General features: G+C 42.0%; 17 protein-coding genes. 11 read left to right on the plus strand and 6 right to left on the minus strand.

All coding sequences use genetic code 11. The features are described from left to right. Positions 1-10 precede the first annotated feature (10 nt). On the plus strand, positions 11-496 hold the full coding sequence (locus NIES592_RS08285; RefSeq protein ID WP_073555453.1) for a hypothetical protein: 486 nt from the start codon (positions 11-13) through the stop codon (positions 494-496). Here the strand turns inward: NIES592_RS08285 and NIES592_RS25010 are convergent. The 6 genes from NIES592_RS25010 to NIES592_RS08310 form a co-directional block, all read right to left on the minus strand. Continuing rightward, positions 475-639 carry a hypothetical protein gene (locus NIES592_RS25010; protein ID WP_178379503.1) on the minus strand — a complete coding sequence of 55 codons (165 nt, stop codon included), beginning with the start codon at positions 637-639 and terminating at the stop codon, positions 475-477. The two genes, NIES592_RS08285 and NIES592_RS25010, sit on opposite strands and share 22 nt — an antisense overlap. A gap of 138 nt (positions 640-777) precedes the next feature. Then, positions 778-1,215, minus strand: a complete 438-nt coding sequence (locus NIES592_RS08290; protein ID WP_073555454.1) for a hypothetical protein — start codon at positions 1,213-1,215, stop codon at positions 778-780. 2 nt (positions 1,216-1,217) lie between these two features. Next, positions 1,218-1,541 (minus strand): hypothetical protein, encoded by a 324-nt coding sequence (locus tag NIES592_RS08295; RefSeq protein ID WP_143168354.1) that lies wholly within the window; start codon positions 1,539-1,541, stop codon positions 1,218-1,220. Positions 1,542-1,627: 86 nt separating this feature from the next. Then, on the minus strand, positions 1,628-2,389 hold the full coding sequence (locus NIES592_RS08300; RefSeq protein ID WP_073555456.1) for a hypothetical protein: 762 nt from the start codon (positions 2,387-2,389) through the stop codon (positions 1,628-1,630). Between the two features lie 2 nt (positions 2,390-2,391). Beyond that, on the minus strand, positions 2,392-4,656 hold the full coding sequence (locus NIES592_RS08305) for a host specificity protein J (protein ID WP_178379504.1): 2,265 nt from the start codon (positions 4,654-4,656) through the stop codon (positions 2,392-2,394). Between the two features lie 115 nt (positions 4,657-4,771). Then, complete coding sequence (locus tag NIES592_RS08310) at positions 4,772-5,335, minus strand: tail assembly protein (protein WP_073555458.1); 564 nt, start codon at positions 5,333-5,335, stop codon at positions 4,772-4,774. Between the two features lie 220 nt (positions 5,336-5,555). Between NIES592_RS08310 and NIES592_RS08315 the strand changes: the two genes are divergently transcribed. From NIES592_RS08315 to NIES592_RS08360, 10 genes are all read left to right on the plus strand, one after another. Next, entirely contained in the window at positions 5,556-7,697 is a 2,142-nt protein-coding gene (locus NIES592_RS08315; RefSeq protein ID WP_256678088.1) for a LamG domain-containing protein, read from the plus strand. Position 7,698: 1 nt separating this feature from the next. Further along, on the plus strand, positions 7,699-8,370 hold the full coding sequence (locus NIES592_RS08320) for a phage minor tail protein L (RefSeq protein ID WP_073555460.1): 672 nt from the start codon (positions 7,699-7,701) through the stop codon (positions 8,368-8,370). A gap of 3 nt (positions 8,371-8,373) precedes the next feature. Further along, positions 8,374-8,721 (plus strand): phage tail protein, encoded by a 348-nt coding sequence (locus tag NIES592_RS08325; RefSeq protein WP_073555461.1) that lies wholly within the window; start codon positions 8,374-8,376, stop codon positions 8,719-8,721. Between the two features lie 36 nt (positions 8,722-8,757). After that, on the plus strand, positions 8,758-9,471 hold the full coding sequence (locus NIES592_RS08330) for a phage tail tube protein (RefSeq protein WP_073555462.1): 714 nt from the start codon (positions 8,758-8,760) through the stop codon (positions 9,469-9,471). Positions 9,472-9,473: 2 nt separating this feature from the next. Next, a complete protein-coding gene (locus NIES592_RS08335; protein WP_073555463.1) occupies positions 9,474-10,061 on the plus strand; it encodes a hypothetical protein in 588 nt (195 codons plus the stop codon). Positions 10,062-10,168: 107 nt separating this feature from the next. After that, on the plus strand, positions 10,169-10,453 hold the full coding sequence (locus tag NIES592_RS08340; RefSeq protein WP_073555464.1) for a hypothetical protein: 285 nt from the start codon (positions 10,169-10,171) through the stop codon (positions 10,451-10,453). 237 nt (positions 10,454-10,690) lie between these two features. Next, entirely contained in the window at positions 10,691-11,473 is a 783-nt protein-coding gene (locus NIES592_RS08345) for a hypothetical protein (RefSeq protein ID WP_073555465.1), read from the plus strand. Between the two features lie 8 nt (positions 11,474-11,481). Further along, positions 11,482-11,763, plus strand: a complete 282-nt coding sequence (locus tag NIES592_RS08350) for a hypothetical protein (RefSeq protein ID WP_073555466.1) — start codon at positions 11,482-11,484, stop codon at positions 11,761-11,763. Positions 11,764-11,810: 47 nt separating this feature from the next. Continuing rightward, positions 11,811-16,976 carry a glycoside hydrolase family protein gene (locus tag NIES592_RS25570; RefSeq protein ID WP_073555467.1) on the plus strand — a complete coding sequence of 1,722 codons (5,166 nt, stop codon included), beginning with the start codon at positions 11,811-11,813 and terminating at the stop codon, positions 16,974-16,976. Continuing rightward, positions 16,973-17,203, plus strand: coding sequence for a hypothetical protein (locus tag NIES592_RS08360; RefSeq protein WP_073555468.1), 231 nt, complete (start codon positions 16,973-16,975; stop codon positions 17,201-17,203). The genes NIES592_RS25570 and NIES592_RS08360 overlap by 4 nt, the downstream gene beginning before the upstream one ends. Positions 17,204-17,227 lie beyond the last annotated feature (24 nt).

A 17,227-nucleotide genomic window follows, 5' to 3' on the forward strand; every position in this document is an offset into this window, starting at 1 on the left:
TCGTCGCATTTTGGAACAGTTGCAGCAAGAGCGGTTGACGGTACAAAAGGTGCGCGATCGCACCAAAGAAATCAACGCACAACTCAAGGAGCAAAAACCACCCAAGCCAGTAATGGAATGGAGAAGAGCAAAAACAGGCGATCGCTCCTTATTGATTCGTTTGGAAGACCCAGAAGCAGCAGCAGAACTGGAAGCGCGGTACAAACAATCTTGTCTGCCGTTGCCTTTGTTCATCCGAGAGTTGTTGAAGGGTACGGGCAGTTTTTCCACCACTTTCAAAAGCGACAGTACCCGCACCGCAAATAATACTACTACAACAATTCAAATAGGCGATCGCATTGAAGTTGTCTCTTGTGAAGATGGCTGGCTTGGTTGCACTGGTAAAGTCACAAATATTTGGAATGGTGGCTATTGGGTTTTGCTGGATAATGTGCAGCAGCAAGGATTAACAACCAAAACCTTTTTCAAAGCACATCAAATTGTAAAACTGGAATAGTCTTGCAAAAATTCAGCTTCAACCACCTCAGCAGGAACTTCGGTGGTTGTTGGTGTCTGGGCAAAGCAAATCGCTGCTAGCAGTTTTTCTTGGGCGCTTAGTGCAGCACCTGAGATTGCATACTGCCGATTTTGCAGCAACACTGCAAATGCTTTTGTGTGAAAGATACTGTGGTAGTATTTTGTTGCATTTGTCTCAGTATAAATATCATTATTATTAAAAATTGAGGTGATGTTCTCGATGCGATCGCATTGTTAATAGATTAATGTAAGCAAATCAATCTACTCTCTGATTTTAAAACCTCCTCGTTGCTGCAAATATCTTTGCAGTTCCCTTACCTCGCCATTAGTCTTTTCAAATTCCTCTTCTGTTCGTTTCCATTTATGGGCTATTGCTTCTTTATTTCCATTAACTGCTAAAAGTAAAGCATCCTTGTAACCTGAGTAGTCTTGAAGATGAATGTCAAGGCGTTTATCAAGTCCGTGAACTTCCCTTTCTAATGCTTTCGCTTGCTCAAATATTTTTTTGTTTTCATTCAAGTCTTCTTTTAAATCTTTAATCTCGCTATTTATTAAATTAACTTTTGACACTATTTTAATAATTATTCCTATTAATATTGAAACTGATACTAAGCTTCCTAAAAATATGCCAGCCGATTCCAAAGTGATTGTCAGCGACGGCTGTGGGTTAGGTGTCGAACTGATAAAAGTTTGCGTCATAATTATTCTTTTTTCGTGCTTTGAGCTAAACCAGAAGCTCCAGCTATAGCCGTACCAGCCAGACCGAAACCAGCTGCTGCTTTAGCGTCACTTAAATTAGAAAATATTACAGCAATGCCAATCACCCCACCAATCACCCCTAATACCGTTTCACCATAAGTCTGATACATTTGGCGACAAGGGAGACAAGGAGGACAAGGAGGACGACTTGGGAGAGGATTTGTATCAGGATTTTCGTGAAATGGTATAACAATAAAGGTGTTGCCGTTTGAATCAAGTCGCTTTTCACAGCCCATCTCCCGCGACTGCACTTGCTTTTTCTTCAAGTTTGGCTCCTTACAAGTGCAGAAGCTAGGCAAAATTTACTGAAAGTACAAAGCAATAAAATATTTTTACATATACCTATTTATACTTATACTTCTGCGATTCCATGAGACAGCATCGTAGTAGTGCCGCTTGCTACCTGTGCCTGGATTCGCACTGATTCCATACCATTGCAGCGCATTCTAAACCAGCCATCACCACCACCAGGAATAGTAATCATAGTTCCACTACTAACACCGCTATTGATTATTTCAGTGCTAGCGTTGTTACCTTGTTTACCATTGCTGGTAGTGAAATCAGCGTTAGTAGAAGCGATGGTATTCCAAATATTTAGATTGCTGTTAAAACGTGCTTGCACCTGCAAGGCTGAAAGTGCTTCACTACCAGTATTTTGTAGCTGTACGCCAAGTGTGCTTTTACCACGGCAATCAAACGTAATTACCGTTGTCAAGCTAGTGCCAATAGTTACATTGGTGGCTGTTTGCGATTCTACAAAATTAGATTCAGCCAGCGATCGCAACATCGCCATCAGGGAGCCAGAACGCGCCGCTGCATCTGAAATTGCACCTATGACATCAGCCAGCGATCGCAATTTGGCATGAATTGAACCTGTAGGCGAAGAGGCTTCGCTAGCAGTACCCAACAGATTCTGCCAAAGACCCCGAATCACAGCAGAAAGTGTGCCATTGGCAGTAGGGGTACTTATGGGCGAATCGCTGGTTGTACCCAAGCGATCGTAAGTCCCTTGGTCAGCAAAGGAAAATACATCGGGGTCAGTATTTGTACCGTCTCCAGAAGCTGATTTACGTTGGCGGATAGCGCCGGAACCATCTATATAAGGAACAGACATAATTAAAATTCAGTTGCAAAAATAGAAGTTTGTTGGTCAGTAAACACTGCTGAATAATTAACTTTGCTTAGGGATAAGGGATATGATTCCACCCAAACAGAAGACTTGCCATTGATATCTGTCGCCGCCACTCTCACATAATATTTCCCTTCTTGTAGTCCTTCGTATTGGGTACTGGTACTTGTGACGTTTCGCGTATCAACCCAATCGCCATCATCACCCTTTCTGTATTCCACAAAGTAGCTGGCAATAAATTGGTCGCGCTGTCCATTATTTAACGGGTATTGCCAAGAAGCATCCAATATATAAGTGAAAGATGCTCCATTATTAATTGCTCGGTAAGATAGAGCAATATTTCTAGGCACGTTTACAACAGCAGGAACTCTGTTGATTGTGGGGCGTGGTGTAAGCGACCAACCTTGTTCAATAAAGTTGTATTTATCGCCTCGGTAGTCTAAAGCTGTGATTTCGTGCAGCATCTCTCCACTTCCGGGTGCTGGCACGCGGTTGAGTACACGAAATAGCTGGGGTTGTATATTCGTAGAAGCAATTATCCAGTTGCTTTCCGGTGGTGGTGCTTGAGGTAGAGGTGAATCTAGGTTCAAGGTGGTATGGGAGCCAGGGGGGTTTGTTACGGTGCGTTCAACCACTGTCCCGTCAGCCATCATCACAGTCAGGGTGTAAGTTTCACCAGTATTTAAAGATACTGGATTATCTAAAGTAACAGTGGTAAGAGTTGATGCTGCGATTAATCCGCCGTAACGAATCTCGGCACGTTTCGCATCGGAAATTCTGATAATGTCGCCGGGTTTTGTGTATGCACCATAAGCCCTAACTCGGAAGGTTACAGTTTCCGTCTCCAGGCGTTCTGTCAGCAGGGCTGCAAGTCCAGCGCGGTGTGCTTGACCTCTGGAAATGCAAGCAAATGCTGACATTTCGAGTTCGCGTACACCATATTTAGCAATGCCTTCACGGTCTTCTACTGTTTCTATCGTTGGTCGGTAGAAATCGTCGGGGTCAAGCCATGTCACCAATGCGATTGTGTGGCGAGACTTTAAACCAGTGCGACTATAAGAAAACATCCCATTTTCAATGTCAGCTTGGGTGAATTGGGCAACAGGGGATGCTGGTTTGTCAGCTGCAAAAGAAATTGCACCATTCATCCAGTAGGAGAAGCCACGAAATATGGAACGAATCGACTCAATAACTTTGTAAGCTTCTTCTTTACCTTCTAACAGTACGTGACATTGGAAGCGGTGTTCTGTACCTCCTTCACCGTTGGGTACATACTCATTGCAGTACTGGCTAATTTCGTACAAAGCCCATTTGTCAATTTGATTCGCTTTGATGTAGCGGCCCAAACCGTAGCGGGTGTTGGTGATGAGGTCGTAGAGAATCCAGGCCGGATCTGCGATCGCCACCGATGGCACATAAAAAGTCCCGTTCCAAATCCCTGAGTATGTCAGTCCCCTTGTAGCGGTTGGGGTGGCGTTGGTGGGAATGGCAATTTTACGCCCCGCAAGTTTGAGTGAGATTTGCGGTAAAGATTCAAATTGTGCGGCATCAAATCGGAAAGCAAACAAAGCACTATTAGGATAGCGCAACTTGGTTTCTGTGACTTCAATTAGGGTACGCCATTGTAGAACACGCTGAAAACGTGTAGTGTCGGAGTCTTGGGGGGTTACACGCTCTACGCGAACTGAAAAATCGTTAACTGTACCGCCTAAGTTGTTGACTGGGAAGTTGTATTCAAACTCTGTCAGGGTTGAGTAACGACCTTTGATGGTTTGGTCAAGTCGCAGTACAAAAGCACCATTACCCTCTTTAACATAAATCTTAAATTGAATTTTTAACCCCAACACCCCACCCTTGGGAGGGTATTCTTGCAGCACTACCCCAAGTCGAACGCGAATTATATCAAGGTTGGCGTTGATAATGGAACGGGTAAGGGGTATGGGTTGCTTAATTTCAGCACCGACGTTGGTTTCAGAACTAATTTCATCAGAAAAACCCGCTAGCCTATCCTGTCCTTGAGTTCCGCCTCGCCAATCCCAGCTAAAGTTAGTAAAGTTTGAAGAACCGTCACTGTTTTGGGCCGGGGTTTCGTTAAAGTAAATGGATTGCGCCCCATTAAACAACCCTTCGATTTCACCTTCGGACACGATACCCAGTATTTGAGCGTAAGAAGCGCTACGTCCACTATCCGCCTCTTCTTTGGGTTTTTTGTTCTTTTTGCCGCCTCTACCTGATAAATTTCGTTTTTTCATTTGCATTGTCCCCAAAAAAACGGGCAGGCTTAATATACCCGACGAATAGCCCTATTTGCGTATCGAACAAGCCCAGAAGCCTGCCCGTTTTTCTACGTGGAAGACCCTCATCTACTTACTTAGTTAAATAAGTCACTATTTTTGCACTCACAACATACAACCCAGCAATAACGACACCATAAATTATCGGTACTCGTCCCCCTTCTTTGGTTGTGGTTGAAGGGCCGCCAAAGGTGAGGGATTTTTTACTCTCTTTCGCATCTGGTGACTCTTGACGACCAAACAATGAAGATATCCCACCCAAAAGCATTGCGCCACCAGTAAGAGCAAGTGTTGTGGCGGAAATACCCAAAAACCCAACCCCGGTTAAGCCTAAACCCAAAAGCGCGACACCACCAATAATTCGTCCTACAGTTCCCGCCCCCGCAATGACGGGAGTAATACGAATCGTATTCACGCTTTTACTTATAGGGCTATAAAGTTGGGTGTCATCGACTTCCTGACGCCCAACTTTTATTTGATAACTGACACCCCTTTGGGCGGCTTCGTATAAGTAAGTTGCAAAACCTGGGAAGTTGGCACGAAGTGCGGCGATCGCTTCGGCAACACTACTAACAGCAACGGTGATTTGCTCGGTACATATATCAGCTAATTCACCACACAGAGTAATAGTAATCATAAAATTACGAATTAGGAACTACGAATTACGAATTATGACTGACCCTATCCTTCCCCTAACACTAACTTGGGGTAACACAGAGCAAGAAAAGGCTGATGTTGCTAAGACTAAATATGGTGAAGCAGGGGTTGAACAGCGTGATTTTATTGGTATTAATCCCATTTCTACAAGCTGGGATATTAATGTTAATATCCGCAATTTTCAAGAAGTTGATGATTTTTTGCGATCGCGTCGCGGACAACCATTTCGCTTGAGTTTAGATGGTGGTGTAAGCGACGATGGTAAATTTTACATTTGTACAGAGTGGCAGATACAGCAATTGGGCGTAAGTGCAGGTAATTTCAGTGCAAAAATTACTCAAGTACGGCGATTTATTTATATTCCTGAACCTGAACCTGAACCTGATATTATCAACCCAGTTTTTCTGCTCTCTGGAAATGGCGCAAACAATGCAAATAACTTTAGGGATTTTTATGGTAGGGCTTTGAATCCTTCAGGTAATCCTATTTACTCTACTGCCCAAAGTAAGTGGAATAATTCAGCTCTTTATTTTGATGGAAACAGTTATATTCAATCCCCCTTAGTTTTTGAACTTACTTTTGGTTCAGGAGATTTAACTTGGGAAGCTTGGGTTTATGTTACTCAAGCTGTATTTGATACAGGGTATCAAGCAATTTTTGGTAATACTTTTGGTACGGGTTCTGGTAATGCTGGACTATTTTTAGCTCTTGCTCATAACTACAATAACTACAAATTTGTATTTAGACACTGGGTGGATGGTTACTCAAATGCAGCTAGTACTCAAACTATAAATTTAAATACTTGGTATCATGTAGCTTGTACTAAATCTGGCACAGTTCTTGAAATATTTGTTAATGGTATAAAAGGAACTTCGGGGTCTACTTCTCTCTTTAATACTGATTATGCTTTTAATCTGGGTAGGGCTTCTAATCCTGGCGGGTACGCCGCTAACTTTAGAGGATACCTAGATGATATTAGACTAACTAAAGGAGTAGTTAGATACACTTCTAACTTCACTCCTCCTACACAAGAATTTTCTAAACCTATAGACCCTTATCAAAATAACAATGTTCTGTTATTTGATTTTCGTCCAGTTAATGGAAACAATTTCTTTTATGATTACTGCGGTAATAGTTGTACTGGCTTTGGAAACGCTCAACTGTCTTCTACTCAAAGTAAATTTGATGGAACTTCCCTATATCTTGATGGTAATGGGGACTATGTACAAATCCCTCACAATAATAATTTCCACCTTCCAGGAGACTTCACAATTGAAGCCTGGATTTATAAACAAAGTGAAAATAGACCAAGAACAATAATATCTAAAACTTCTGTCAGCGCTATTGAATTTGCACTAGTTTTAGAAAATACAGAAAAAATTTCTTTCTTTAATCAAAATAGCAGTATATTTATAATCTCCACAAACACTGTTCCAAATAACACATGGTCACATATTGCTGTAACTAGAAAAGGTTCAAATATAAGACTATTTATTAATGGTAATCTTGAAGCTACTCAAGTTTCTAGTGCATGGCTATACTATGCTCAAAGTCCTGTTTTTATAGGAGCGCTTGACCCTTATAACTCAGGATTTAGTAATTTCTTTAATGGATATATTGATGATTTAAGAATAACTAAAGGGATAGCTAGATATACAGCTAACTTTACTCCAGACAACTATCCAGCCATTTTAGAGCGAGATCTTGACATAGATAAAGTAGTATTCTTAGCTCACTTTAACGGGGCAAATAATTCTACTACTATTGCTGATTTAACCAATAAAGCTATCACTAAAAATGGTAGTCCGACAATTAGTACTACTCAGAGCAAATGGAATGGTAGTAGTTTGTATCTTAATGGTACAAGTTCTGCATTACTTATTTCTCAATCGCAGCTAGATTTAAGGTCTTCTATCAATCCTGTTTGGACTGTAGAATGCTGGATTTATCAACTAAGCCAAACAGGTAGGCGAGTAATATTTGGTAACTACAATATTGTTAATTCTGGACAAGCCAATGCTTTACTCTTGGCTACCACTCAAATAGGAACTGATAATACCTTTTTGAATTACACTTTACCTCAAAACCAATGGATTCATTGGTGTGTAACTAGAAATAGTAATGGTATTATTTCTTTGTATCTCAACGGACTCCTTAACAATAGTATTTTAGCCAATCCTAGCAACTCATCTAACAATAACTTTATCGGCGGTTCGCCTGGTGACAACAATATTGGAAATGAGTGGTTGAATGCATATATAAACGACTTTAGAATTACTTTAGATGTAAGATATACATCAAACTTTACCCCTCGCACTAGACCATTTCCAGACATCAACTAATATGATTGCTGATTTAATATCACTCAGTCCCGATTCGCCAATTGAGTTATTTGAAATATCGGGATGGAATCTTACTAATCTCGCAGAAACTTTGTATATTTGCAACTTTACAGGTGTAACTTTTGAAGGGGTAAATTATCAAGCAATTGGCTGTGAAAGCGAAGGCTTTGATTTAATCGGTCAAGGGCCAATCCCCAGGCCACAGCTAACTGTTTCCAATATTGGGCGAACAATCAGCGATTTACTCTATAACTGCAAAACTAACGCCAATTATCGACTTGAAGGTTCTACGGTATTACGGCGCGTCACACAAAAGCAATTTTTAGATGGACAACCAAACGCAGCTTTTGCAATTAAAGAACTTCCACAGCAGCAGTACATTATTGAGCAGATGCAGGAAGAGACTTATTTAGCTGTGAAGTTTCGGCTAGGAAGTCCTTTTGATGTAGAAGGAGTTACACTGCCTGCACGTCCTCTGTTGCGTTCTTGTTCGTGGCGATATCGCTCTGCTGAATGTGGATGGACAGGGGGAATGTTTACTTTAAATAATCAGCCAACCACCAACTCAGCATTAGACCAGTGTGCGAAGTCGTTATCCGCTTGTGAATGCAGGTTTGGCCCGTATGCAGAATTAAATTTCGGTGGTGCGCCTGGACTGAATACTTATCGATAAGCCATGCCAATAGCAATTTTAGAACTACCCCCAACATGGGACGCAACTAAAAAAGTTAGCGTACCAACCACCAGAGCCAAGTTAGGTGATGGATACGAGCAAATTGTGGTGCAGGGAACAACAGGAGCAATTGAAGAATGGGATGTGCGATCGCCTGCGATGCCTCGTCAATACGCACAAGATAAATTAGATCAATTGCGGGTGTTTTCTGGCATATCTCCTTTTTATTGGAGTCCAGACAATGAATTAACAATACCTAGAAAAATATTCACCTGTGAAGGCTGGACATTAACTAGATTAGGGCTAACTGCTCATCAAATTAGTGCGACATTTAGGCAAGTCACACAGTGAAGGTTGGGAACAATACCAAAAAGCTTATAAAAATCGATGCCACAGACTATTAATCGTGCCAGTGTAGTAGAAACTACCCTTGGCATTACTTTTCAAATCGGCGAATTACCTACCCAGCAAGTAGGCAACGTAATTGTAACTAACCGCAACGCACCCAGTTACACCATTACAACAACTGCGGCGGCGGCTGCTAATACTGAATCCTTGAGTGTACAAGCAACACCCGTACTTCTGGATGCTGGGACATTGCTTAATTTTGGTGGTGTGGTTGCCACACTTTCTAATGCTGCACCCGCTCTTAGCACCACGCTACAAACACTACCATTACCAGGAAGTATCGGTAATGGTGCGGCTGCCACCACCAAAGCACTGGTTTTTGTAGCTGGATGCACCGATGCAACGGTATCACCAGAAATCAAAAACGTAGAGACTACCAATTACCTCTCTGGAATTGGGATGGAGAAGGTAACAACCGGGAACGCCAAAAGGATGAAATTGGACTTCAACTTGGTTTACGGCGATCGCGGTGGCAGCATTCTTAGACGTATTGCTTACGACAAAGTTTACGTAGGGCGTGAATTCTACTTCTACTTGCTTTTTCCCAGTGGTGAAGCACATGAAGGCGTAGCGTTACTTGAATCAGCATCACCTACACAACAAGTGCAAGACAAGCGTTCTTTCTCCTGTGATGCCCAAATTCAGGGCAATAGTTACATATATACACCACCCGCAGTAGTTAATATCTTCTAAATATGGCAATTACTTTAGAGTTAACCCGCCCTAAATCGGTTACAACTAACGCCGCTAACTCAGTATTATCAGTTGGCACAGTAGTAGAAACTGATACAGCACAAGAAGAAAGCTTTTTTATTCCCATCGGTTTAGCTTCAACCGACCCGCCATCATTTACAGTTGCTAACTCCACCACAACTAGTGGTAGCAACCAAGTTACGACTACCAACAACGGATTTTCTAATGTCAAGGTGGGTGATGTCGTAACAGGTACAGGTATTCCAGCCAGCACTACAGTGACAGCGAAAGCGAATAATAACACTATCACTCTCAACAATAATGCCACCGCATCGGGTACGGTGACATTAACCTTTGACCCGCCAGCAGTGACACCGACACTGTACGCAGTGAAAATCACTCACTCTAAAGCTGGTTCTGTTTTTGGGCTAAATGTAGCTCTTTATACTTATGATGGCTCATTGGGGGGGACGGCTGGAACTGCTGCTAATGCTAGTAAAACCATTAATTTGGCATCCACTGATGGGCAACCCGTACAAATTGATATGGATTCTGTTTTAACTAATTTGCGCGTTCCGCAATCAGCTTAAACGAAGGAAGGAGGAAGGAGGAAGAGGGAAGAAGGTTGATGGGAAGAATACTGGAGTGGTTTTTTAACCTAATCCTTCAACGACTAGAACAACTGGAGAGTAAGATAATGGCTTCAATTGAACAATTGCGAACTGAACTAAAAGATGCGGTAGCTGCGATCGCAGAACTAAAGCAAGCAACAGCTACCGAAAAAGAAGAAATTGCTCTTAAGCTTACTGCATTAGACACTAAAATTGCAGAGCAAGCAGGATTGATTGAGGAACTTAAAGAACAAATTGCTGGTACAGTACCGGATTCTGTTTTAACTGAACTTACAAATGCTACTGCTAGCATCAAAGAAACAACAAACGAAATTAAAAATATTATCCAAGCACCTGTAACTGTGAGTTGATAAACCACAAATACTTACACTCAAACGGACACACCATAACTCTCATTAATTGCAAACTACTGCATCCTGAGTATTTAACCTGTGGTGCAGCTTATTTTATGGCGGGATTGCCAGAATATATGTTTTTGTATAGTTTGAATGGTAATAAAATCTGTTCAATTGTTGTTCCTGAAACTGTTAGAAAAAATCCCACTTACACACGCTTACTCTCACCATTAGACGACATCAAAATAGATTATGCAAAACCCTTGGGGAGTACCTGAAATTATTCATGTAGCTGGTTTTCCACTGCCTAAAATGGGTGGGTTAAATCCAGAAGAAAAAGATTACATGGCAGAAAAGATACGTAATGTGCAGTTTCAAGAAATCGCACCATTAGCGGAAATTGCGGATATTGTTGTTGAGAAAGAGAAGATTAGCAAAACAGAAGCTATTAGCCTAATTCGTAAAACCTTAGAAGGGAATGCCGGGAAAAATGAAGAGGAAATTGATGAATTATTAGCCTTTGCCATTGAATATCAACACGAATTAGGGCGGATAAAAAAGCCGGATATGTTGATAGAAAAGCAATCTCAAGAAGTGGCAGTGATGATACTGCGATCGCGCCTTGCTCCACAGTGGATACTTGAGAATATTGATAATTTACGAGCTTCTTTTCGGTGTTCTCTGGATAAAGAAGTATGCGCCTTATTAATGGCAACACCTGAAGAAAATTGGTTGAGTGATACTACCAGAGAGAAAGTCATTAGGCAGATAGTACGCAAGTTACCTGAAAATATTTACTCCCAAATTGCTGCATTTGCACTGGGAGAAGAGAGAGAATGGGCGGAATTACCAGTGATTACAGTTGAACCAGAAGAAGTAACGCTGGGGGAGCGCTCCAAAGGCTTCGGGAATACCAAGAAGTCACCCAAAAAGAGCGCCAGTTCTACCGTGAATGCTATTACACCATCCAATACTTCGGAGTCACAGACCCCAGTTTCCACAGAAGAAGTTTCCACCGCGTCCCCTGTTGGGTAATCCGGGAAATGGTTGATAATTTGTACAAGCAGTACAAGTTACACGCCAATGTCACCACGTCCGCAGTCGCCAAGATAGGTACGATGCTGGATATGTCAGGAAAGGCGACAATGCAAGACTTTTTGCCCTTTCCTGACAACGCACAAGAGCGTAAAAAGTTACCAGTGTCAAGGGAAACAGCAAAGATTTATTTAGAGTTGCGATCGCAACGGCTAATACCGCCACGGGTATTGGGAGCGTTTGCGGATATTGAAAGTCAGATGGAGGAGCTGGCAAATATTAATTCGTAGTGCGTAATTCGTAATTACGAACTACGAATTACGAATTACGAATTATTATGACTTTTTCCGGCAGTTCCCTCGGCACTCTTGAATTACAGTTAACAGCCAACCAACTAGCTCTACAAGCACAACTCAATCAAACTCGCGCTTACGCCACACGAGTAGCGCGAGATATTGAACTGCAAATCAATCGGGCTTTTGGTGGTGGTAGAAGAAGCACACAATTACCAGGATTAGCTAACGCTTCATCTCAAGGGGCGCAAGCTGGCGCAAGTGCTGGGAAATCCTTTGCTGATAAATTCACAACGGCTGTCGCACCAATCAAAGGAGCAATTGACAGTATTTTCAGTGGTGTTTTTGTTGGGGCGGGGATAGGGGCGTTTAATGCTGTCACGGGTGCAATTCAAACGGCTATTGGTGCGGTACAGGGGTTTGCAGGGCAGATATTCAACGTTACTAAGGATTTTCAAGGGTTTGAAGCCTCGTTAAAAACATTTCTTAAAGGGAATCAGCAGGAGATTGATAAGTTTGTCGCTGGTTTAGAGAAATTTGCAGCAACCACACCCTTTGAACTCAAAGACTTACAGCAAGCTGCAATTCAAAACCTAGCTACAGGGGCGAAACCCGACCAGATTATCAAGGATTTGAAATCGATAGGTGATGTCGCAGCGGGTGCTAATGCTAACCTCAAGGATTTGATGGAGGTGTACGCCAAAAGTCGGACTGAAGGACGTTTGCAGAATGAAGATATTGACCAGTTTACGGGGCGTGGTGTGCAACTACGGGCTGAACTTGCCAAGATGTTGAGCGCAACGGAACAGGAAGTAAGGCAATTAGCCACGGATGGGAAGTTGGAATTTCGCCACTTGGAAGAAGCGTTGCGGAGAATGTCCGCTCAAGGTGGCGCGTATTTTGGGGCGATGGAAAACAAAGCCAAAACCCTAGAAGGTAGACTTTCTAACGTCAGTGACACCTTTTACCAATTCCAAAAAAGTATCGGACAAGCATTTGAACCCCTGATGAATTATGGGGTGCAGGTGTTTGGTGATATTGTCTCAGGATTGTCTAGTTCTAAAGGTGTGCTGGGTGAGGTTAAAAAAGAATCCCAAAAGTTAGTTGAATATTTCAAAGCCAATCCCCAACTAATTGAAGCATTAAATAAAGCTATTCAAGAATTAGTTAGTGGTGGCTTTAAATTACTATTAGGTGGCATTAAAAACGTTGCCGAATACTTACAGGAAAACCCTAATTTTATTCAAGATGCCACAGATAAATTTAATTCATTATTTGGTGTTGTTCGTGGTGTTTTGGATACGATTAGCTCTATCGCTTCCTGGATTAGTGGAGCGATTGCTGAAGGAATCAAATTATTTAATGATAGAGCGACAGAATCACACCCTATCTTTGAAGCTATTAGAGATTTGTGTCAGGCAATCGCTGAGTTATTTAAAAAACATGGCGATTTACTAAAAACATTATTAGACATCATTGTAACTATTATTAATACTGGGTTTAAAATAATTATTCAATTATTAACAGAAGCCGTCAAAATAATCACTCAAATTATTTCTTATTTTCGTGAGAATTTACCAGGTGCAATACAGAGATTTTCTCAAGGATTAGAAAAAGTATTAGAAGTTTGTAAGCAGATAGGACAAGCAATTTTTGGTTGGGTTTCGGGTATTACTGATGCAGCACAGCAAGCTGGTAGTTTTGTGGGAGGATTATTTGGTGGTGAACAGCAGCCGCAGCAAACGGAGCGATCGCAAAACACTAGCGGTGGTACTGGGAACTTTATCGGGAATTTGATTCAAGGTACACAAAACCTTGTTGGTGGTGGAGTTGGCAGGGCAATACAAGGAGTACAGGGCTTGCTTGGCGGTTCTAGTAACTCAAATCGAGGTGTTGCAGGACAAGTAACATTACGCCGCACTGGAGTTAAGGATGAATACGGACTAGAGAAAATAGCCGTTATTCTCCCTGATGGACAAACCTTCTACGCAACTTCTGGTCAACGCCGCACCCAAAATCAATTTGGTCGCGGTGGTACTACGAAGAGTGGTTCTATGGCTCCTATCGAATACGGTAAATACAATATTGGAACCGAAACTGCTGGTATTGGTGCGGGTGTAGGCAAAACTTTTATTCCCATTAACCCCACCTTCAAAACTCAACGTTCTGCCATTGGTTTTCATCTTGATGCAAACCGTTCTGTAGCACCAGGTAGTGCTGGATGTGTTGTTTTTTCGACACAACAAGAATTTAATGCTTTTCGCGCTGCTCTAAAACGAAGTGGGGCTAAACAATTGGTATTTGAAGAAGGACAAGGAATAGGTATTGCTGATGCAGCACAAGGTGTGAGTGTTGGTAAGGTGACTAGTGCAGGCGGGTTTTTAGGTGAAATAGCAAACCAAGTACAGAAAATTTTACCCACAGGTGCGGGACTTTCAAGTAAAGCCGCTAATGTCGTCCGTGGAAAGAATGAAGGGATATTTCAACAGGCTGGGGTGACAGATAAATTAGTGGAATTAGTGAAACAAGCTGAGGGATTTGCAGCTACACCTTATTGGGACAGAACACAGTACAGCGTGGGTTTTGGAACCAAGGCTAAATCTCAAAGTGAACGGCTGACTGTAGAGCAAGCAAATGAGCGGTTATTGCAGGAATTACAGAGTAAGCGATCGCGTGTGCAAGGGATGGTAAAAGTACCGCTAAATACCAACCAACTAGATGCGCTCACTTCCTTTGCATTTAACGTTGGTGATGGGGCTTTGCAGAAAAGCACATTGCTAAGAAAGCTTAATGCTGGCGATTACGCAGGTGCGGCGGCGGAATTTGGACGGTGGAATAAAGGTGAGCATCGGGGGGTGAAGCAGGAGTTGCCAGGGTTAACGCGACGACGTAAGGCTGAAAGGGATCTGTTCTTGAGTCAGTCAACAGTCAATAGTCAACAGTCAATAGTCAATAGTCAGCAGTCAATAGTTAGTAGTCAGCAGTCAGTACCAACCACACCTACAGGCGGTAACGAAGAAGACCAACGCAATTTAGTAGCGGCACGGCGCAGGCTGGCACAACAGAAATATCGTGAAATCAAAGAAGAAATTGATTTTGCCACTCAACAAGCTGATGCCACTCAAAAACAACAACGGGAATTAGCAGCCCAAAAACGTGAACAACTGAATAAAGAGAAGAAAGCACAACTACAACTAGCAGCCGCTCAAGCTCCTGATGATGAAGCGAAAAATGTAATTGAAAAGCGTTTATCTAGGTTTGAAATTGATAGTAAATATGAAGAAGATTTAATTAAACTTGCACAGCAACGCGAAGACTTGACATCAGCTAGAGACAAGAAGCTGCAAATTATAGCTGAAGCTAAAAAACGCGGTCAAACTGTTGATTTGGGTGAAGAAGGCGGGAAGGACTACACTAAGGCAATTAATCAGTTAGATGAAGTAATTGCTTCTACCAAAGAATTGCAAAAAATAGAATTAGAAACTAATAATTTAAACGAATCTAATTCTGAACAGCAACAAGAGCGAGATAAAGAGCGACAACGCGAATTAGAAAAATTAACTCGCGCTCATGAACAATATATTAATCAGCTAAAATTACAACAGTCACTAGTTTCCGACGAATCAACTAAGCAAAATCTTCAATTAAGTATTGATAAAGTAGAAATTGAATATCAAGCAAAATTAGCGTTAGCTCCACTACAAAATCGACTTGATGATTTACAGGAGCGGAAAGTTTACCTATTGGGTGAAGGTGGCTTGAAAGATGATTCTGAAGAAGTGAAGCGGTTGCAGAAAGAAATTGATAATTTAGTTGCTCAGATTCATTCACTTGCCGATAAATCTGATATTGATTTATCGGTTTTTGAAAACCAACGTAAGCAAGTTGAACAGGCTAACCAACGCTTGCGGGAAGCCGAAAATCAGGAATTGCAATACAACCAACAAGTAACCCAACTGCGATCGCAAATCTCAGGAGCGCGTACTCAACAGCAAAAAGCTGAGTTACAATTCCAGCTTGATAAATTAGCTGCAATACGTGAGGAGCAACAATTATTGCAGCCTTTAAAACAACAATATGATGATTTAGTAAAATCTCGTGAGAGGTTAATTAATGAAGGTAAATTAGACGCTTCTAGTGAGGCAATTAAAAATCTTGATGCCGAAATTGCACGATTAAATAATCGAATTCAATTAGTTGGTGAGCAGTCCAAAATCAGTTTTGAAACTCTAACTCAAGAATCACAAAAAGCCATTGAACAAGCTAAATTTGCCGACATGGAAGCGGCGTTAAATAAAGAATCAGGTTTAGCTGGTGGACGCGTTTCTGTTCTTCAAGGACAAGCTACTTTAATCCGTAATCGTGGTGGCGATGAGTACCGAGCATCTGCATTAGAAGCAGAAGCCGCACGGATGCAAGAACAGATTAGATATAAGCAAGAGTTACTACAAATAGAACAACAAATTGCCTCAGTAAGAGGGACTGCTTCTGAATATACAGAAGAAGAAATTGCTACAATGAAGGCGAATGCTGAAGCACTAAATAAAATCAATTTAGAAAATATTTCTTCTCAAGTTCGGACGCTTGGTAAAGACTTGATGGATATTGGTAAAAACGCTCTTGGAACTTTCTTTACTGATATTATTACTGGTTCAAAATCGGCTGGCGAAGCTTTTCAAGACTTAATTGGCAACATAGCTAACCAACTCGCACAGTTAGCAGTTAATAAGTTGATTTCCGGTTTATTTGGCGGGGGCTTATTTGGTGGTGGGGGCGGGGTTCCAGGTGTAGGAAGCGGTGGTGGTATCTTAGGCTTCTATCAAGGTGGGATTGTCCCCAACTACGCTAGTGGTGGTAGTGTAGGAGCGATCGCCACTGCACTGCAACGAGAACGCGCTGCATCTGGACGTAACCCAGTTTTAGCGGCGCTGACTCCTGGTGAAATGGTGCTGACGGTGGAACAGGCTAAACGCTTTCAAGAACTGCGGTTAGATAAAGTTTTGAATTTTGCTAATGGTGGGGTTGTAGGGAAGGAAGGAGGAAGAGGGAAGAGGGAAGAAGGTGGAGGTATGACTATTAATATTCCTGTCACTGTCCAGGGTAGCAGTCAAACTTCTGTTGATGTGCCACGCTTGCAAAGTTCGATTCGGGGTGTGGTGGTTGAGGAATTGTTGAAACAGCAGCGTCCTGGAGGGGCATTAAACAGATGAGTGATTTTGATTTGTATATCGATTCAACCCGTTGGCACGAAAAAGACAAATGGGAAACAGGAATACCAATCCGAGCCAAGCTTAGAGACGGTGGCTATGAAGCAGCAGATATTGGTGTGCTTGAAAAAGATTCGTTGCCAGCTTTTTTGCGATCGCGTGGCGGTGATAATATTTGGGCCGAAAACATAGTAGGCATACTGTTAGGACATGGGCAGTTGCACAAATAATTATCAAAAGCACCTATACATATA

Source organism: Fischerella major NIES-592, assembly GCF_001904645.1.
GTDB lineage: Bacteria > Cyanobacteriota > Cyanobacteriia > Cyanobacteriales > Nostocaceae > Fischerella > Fischerella thermalis.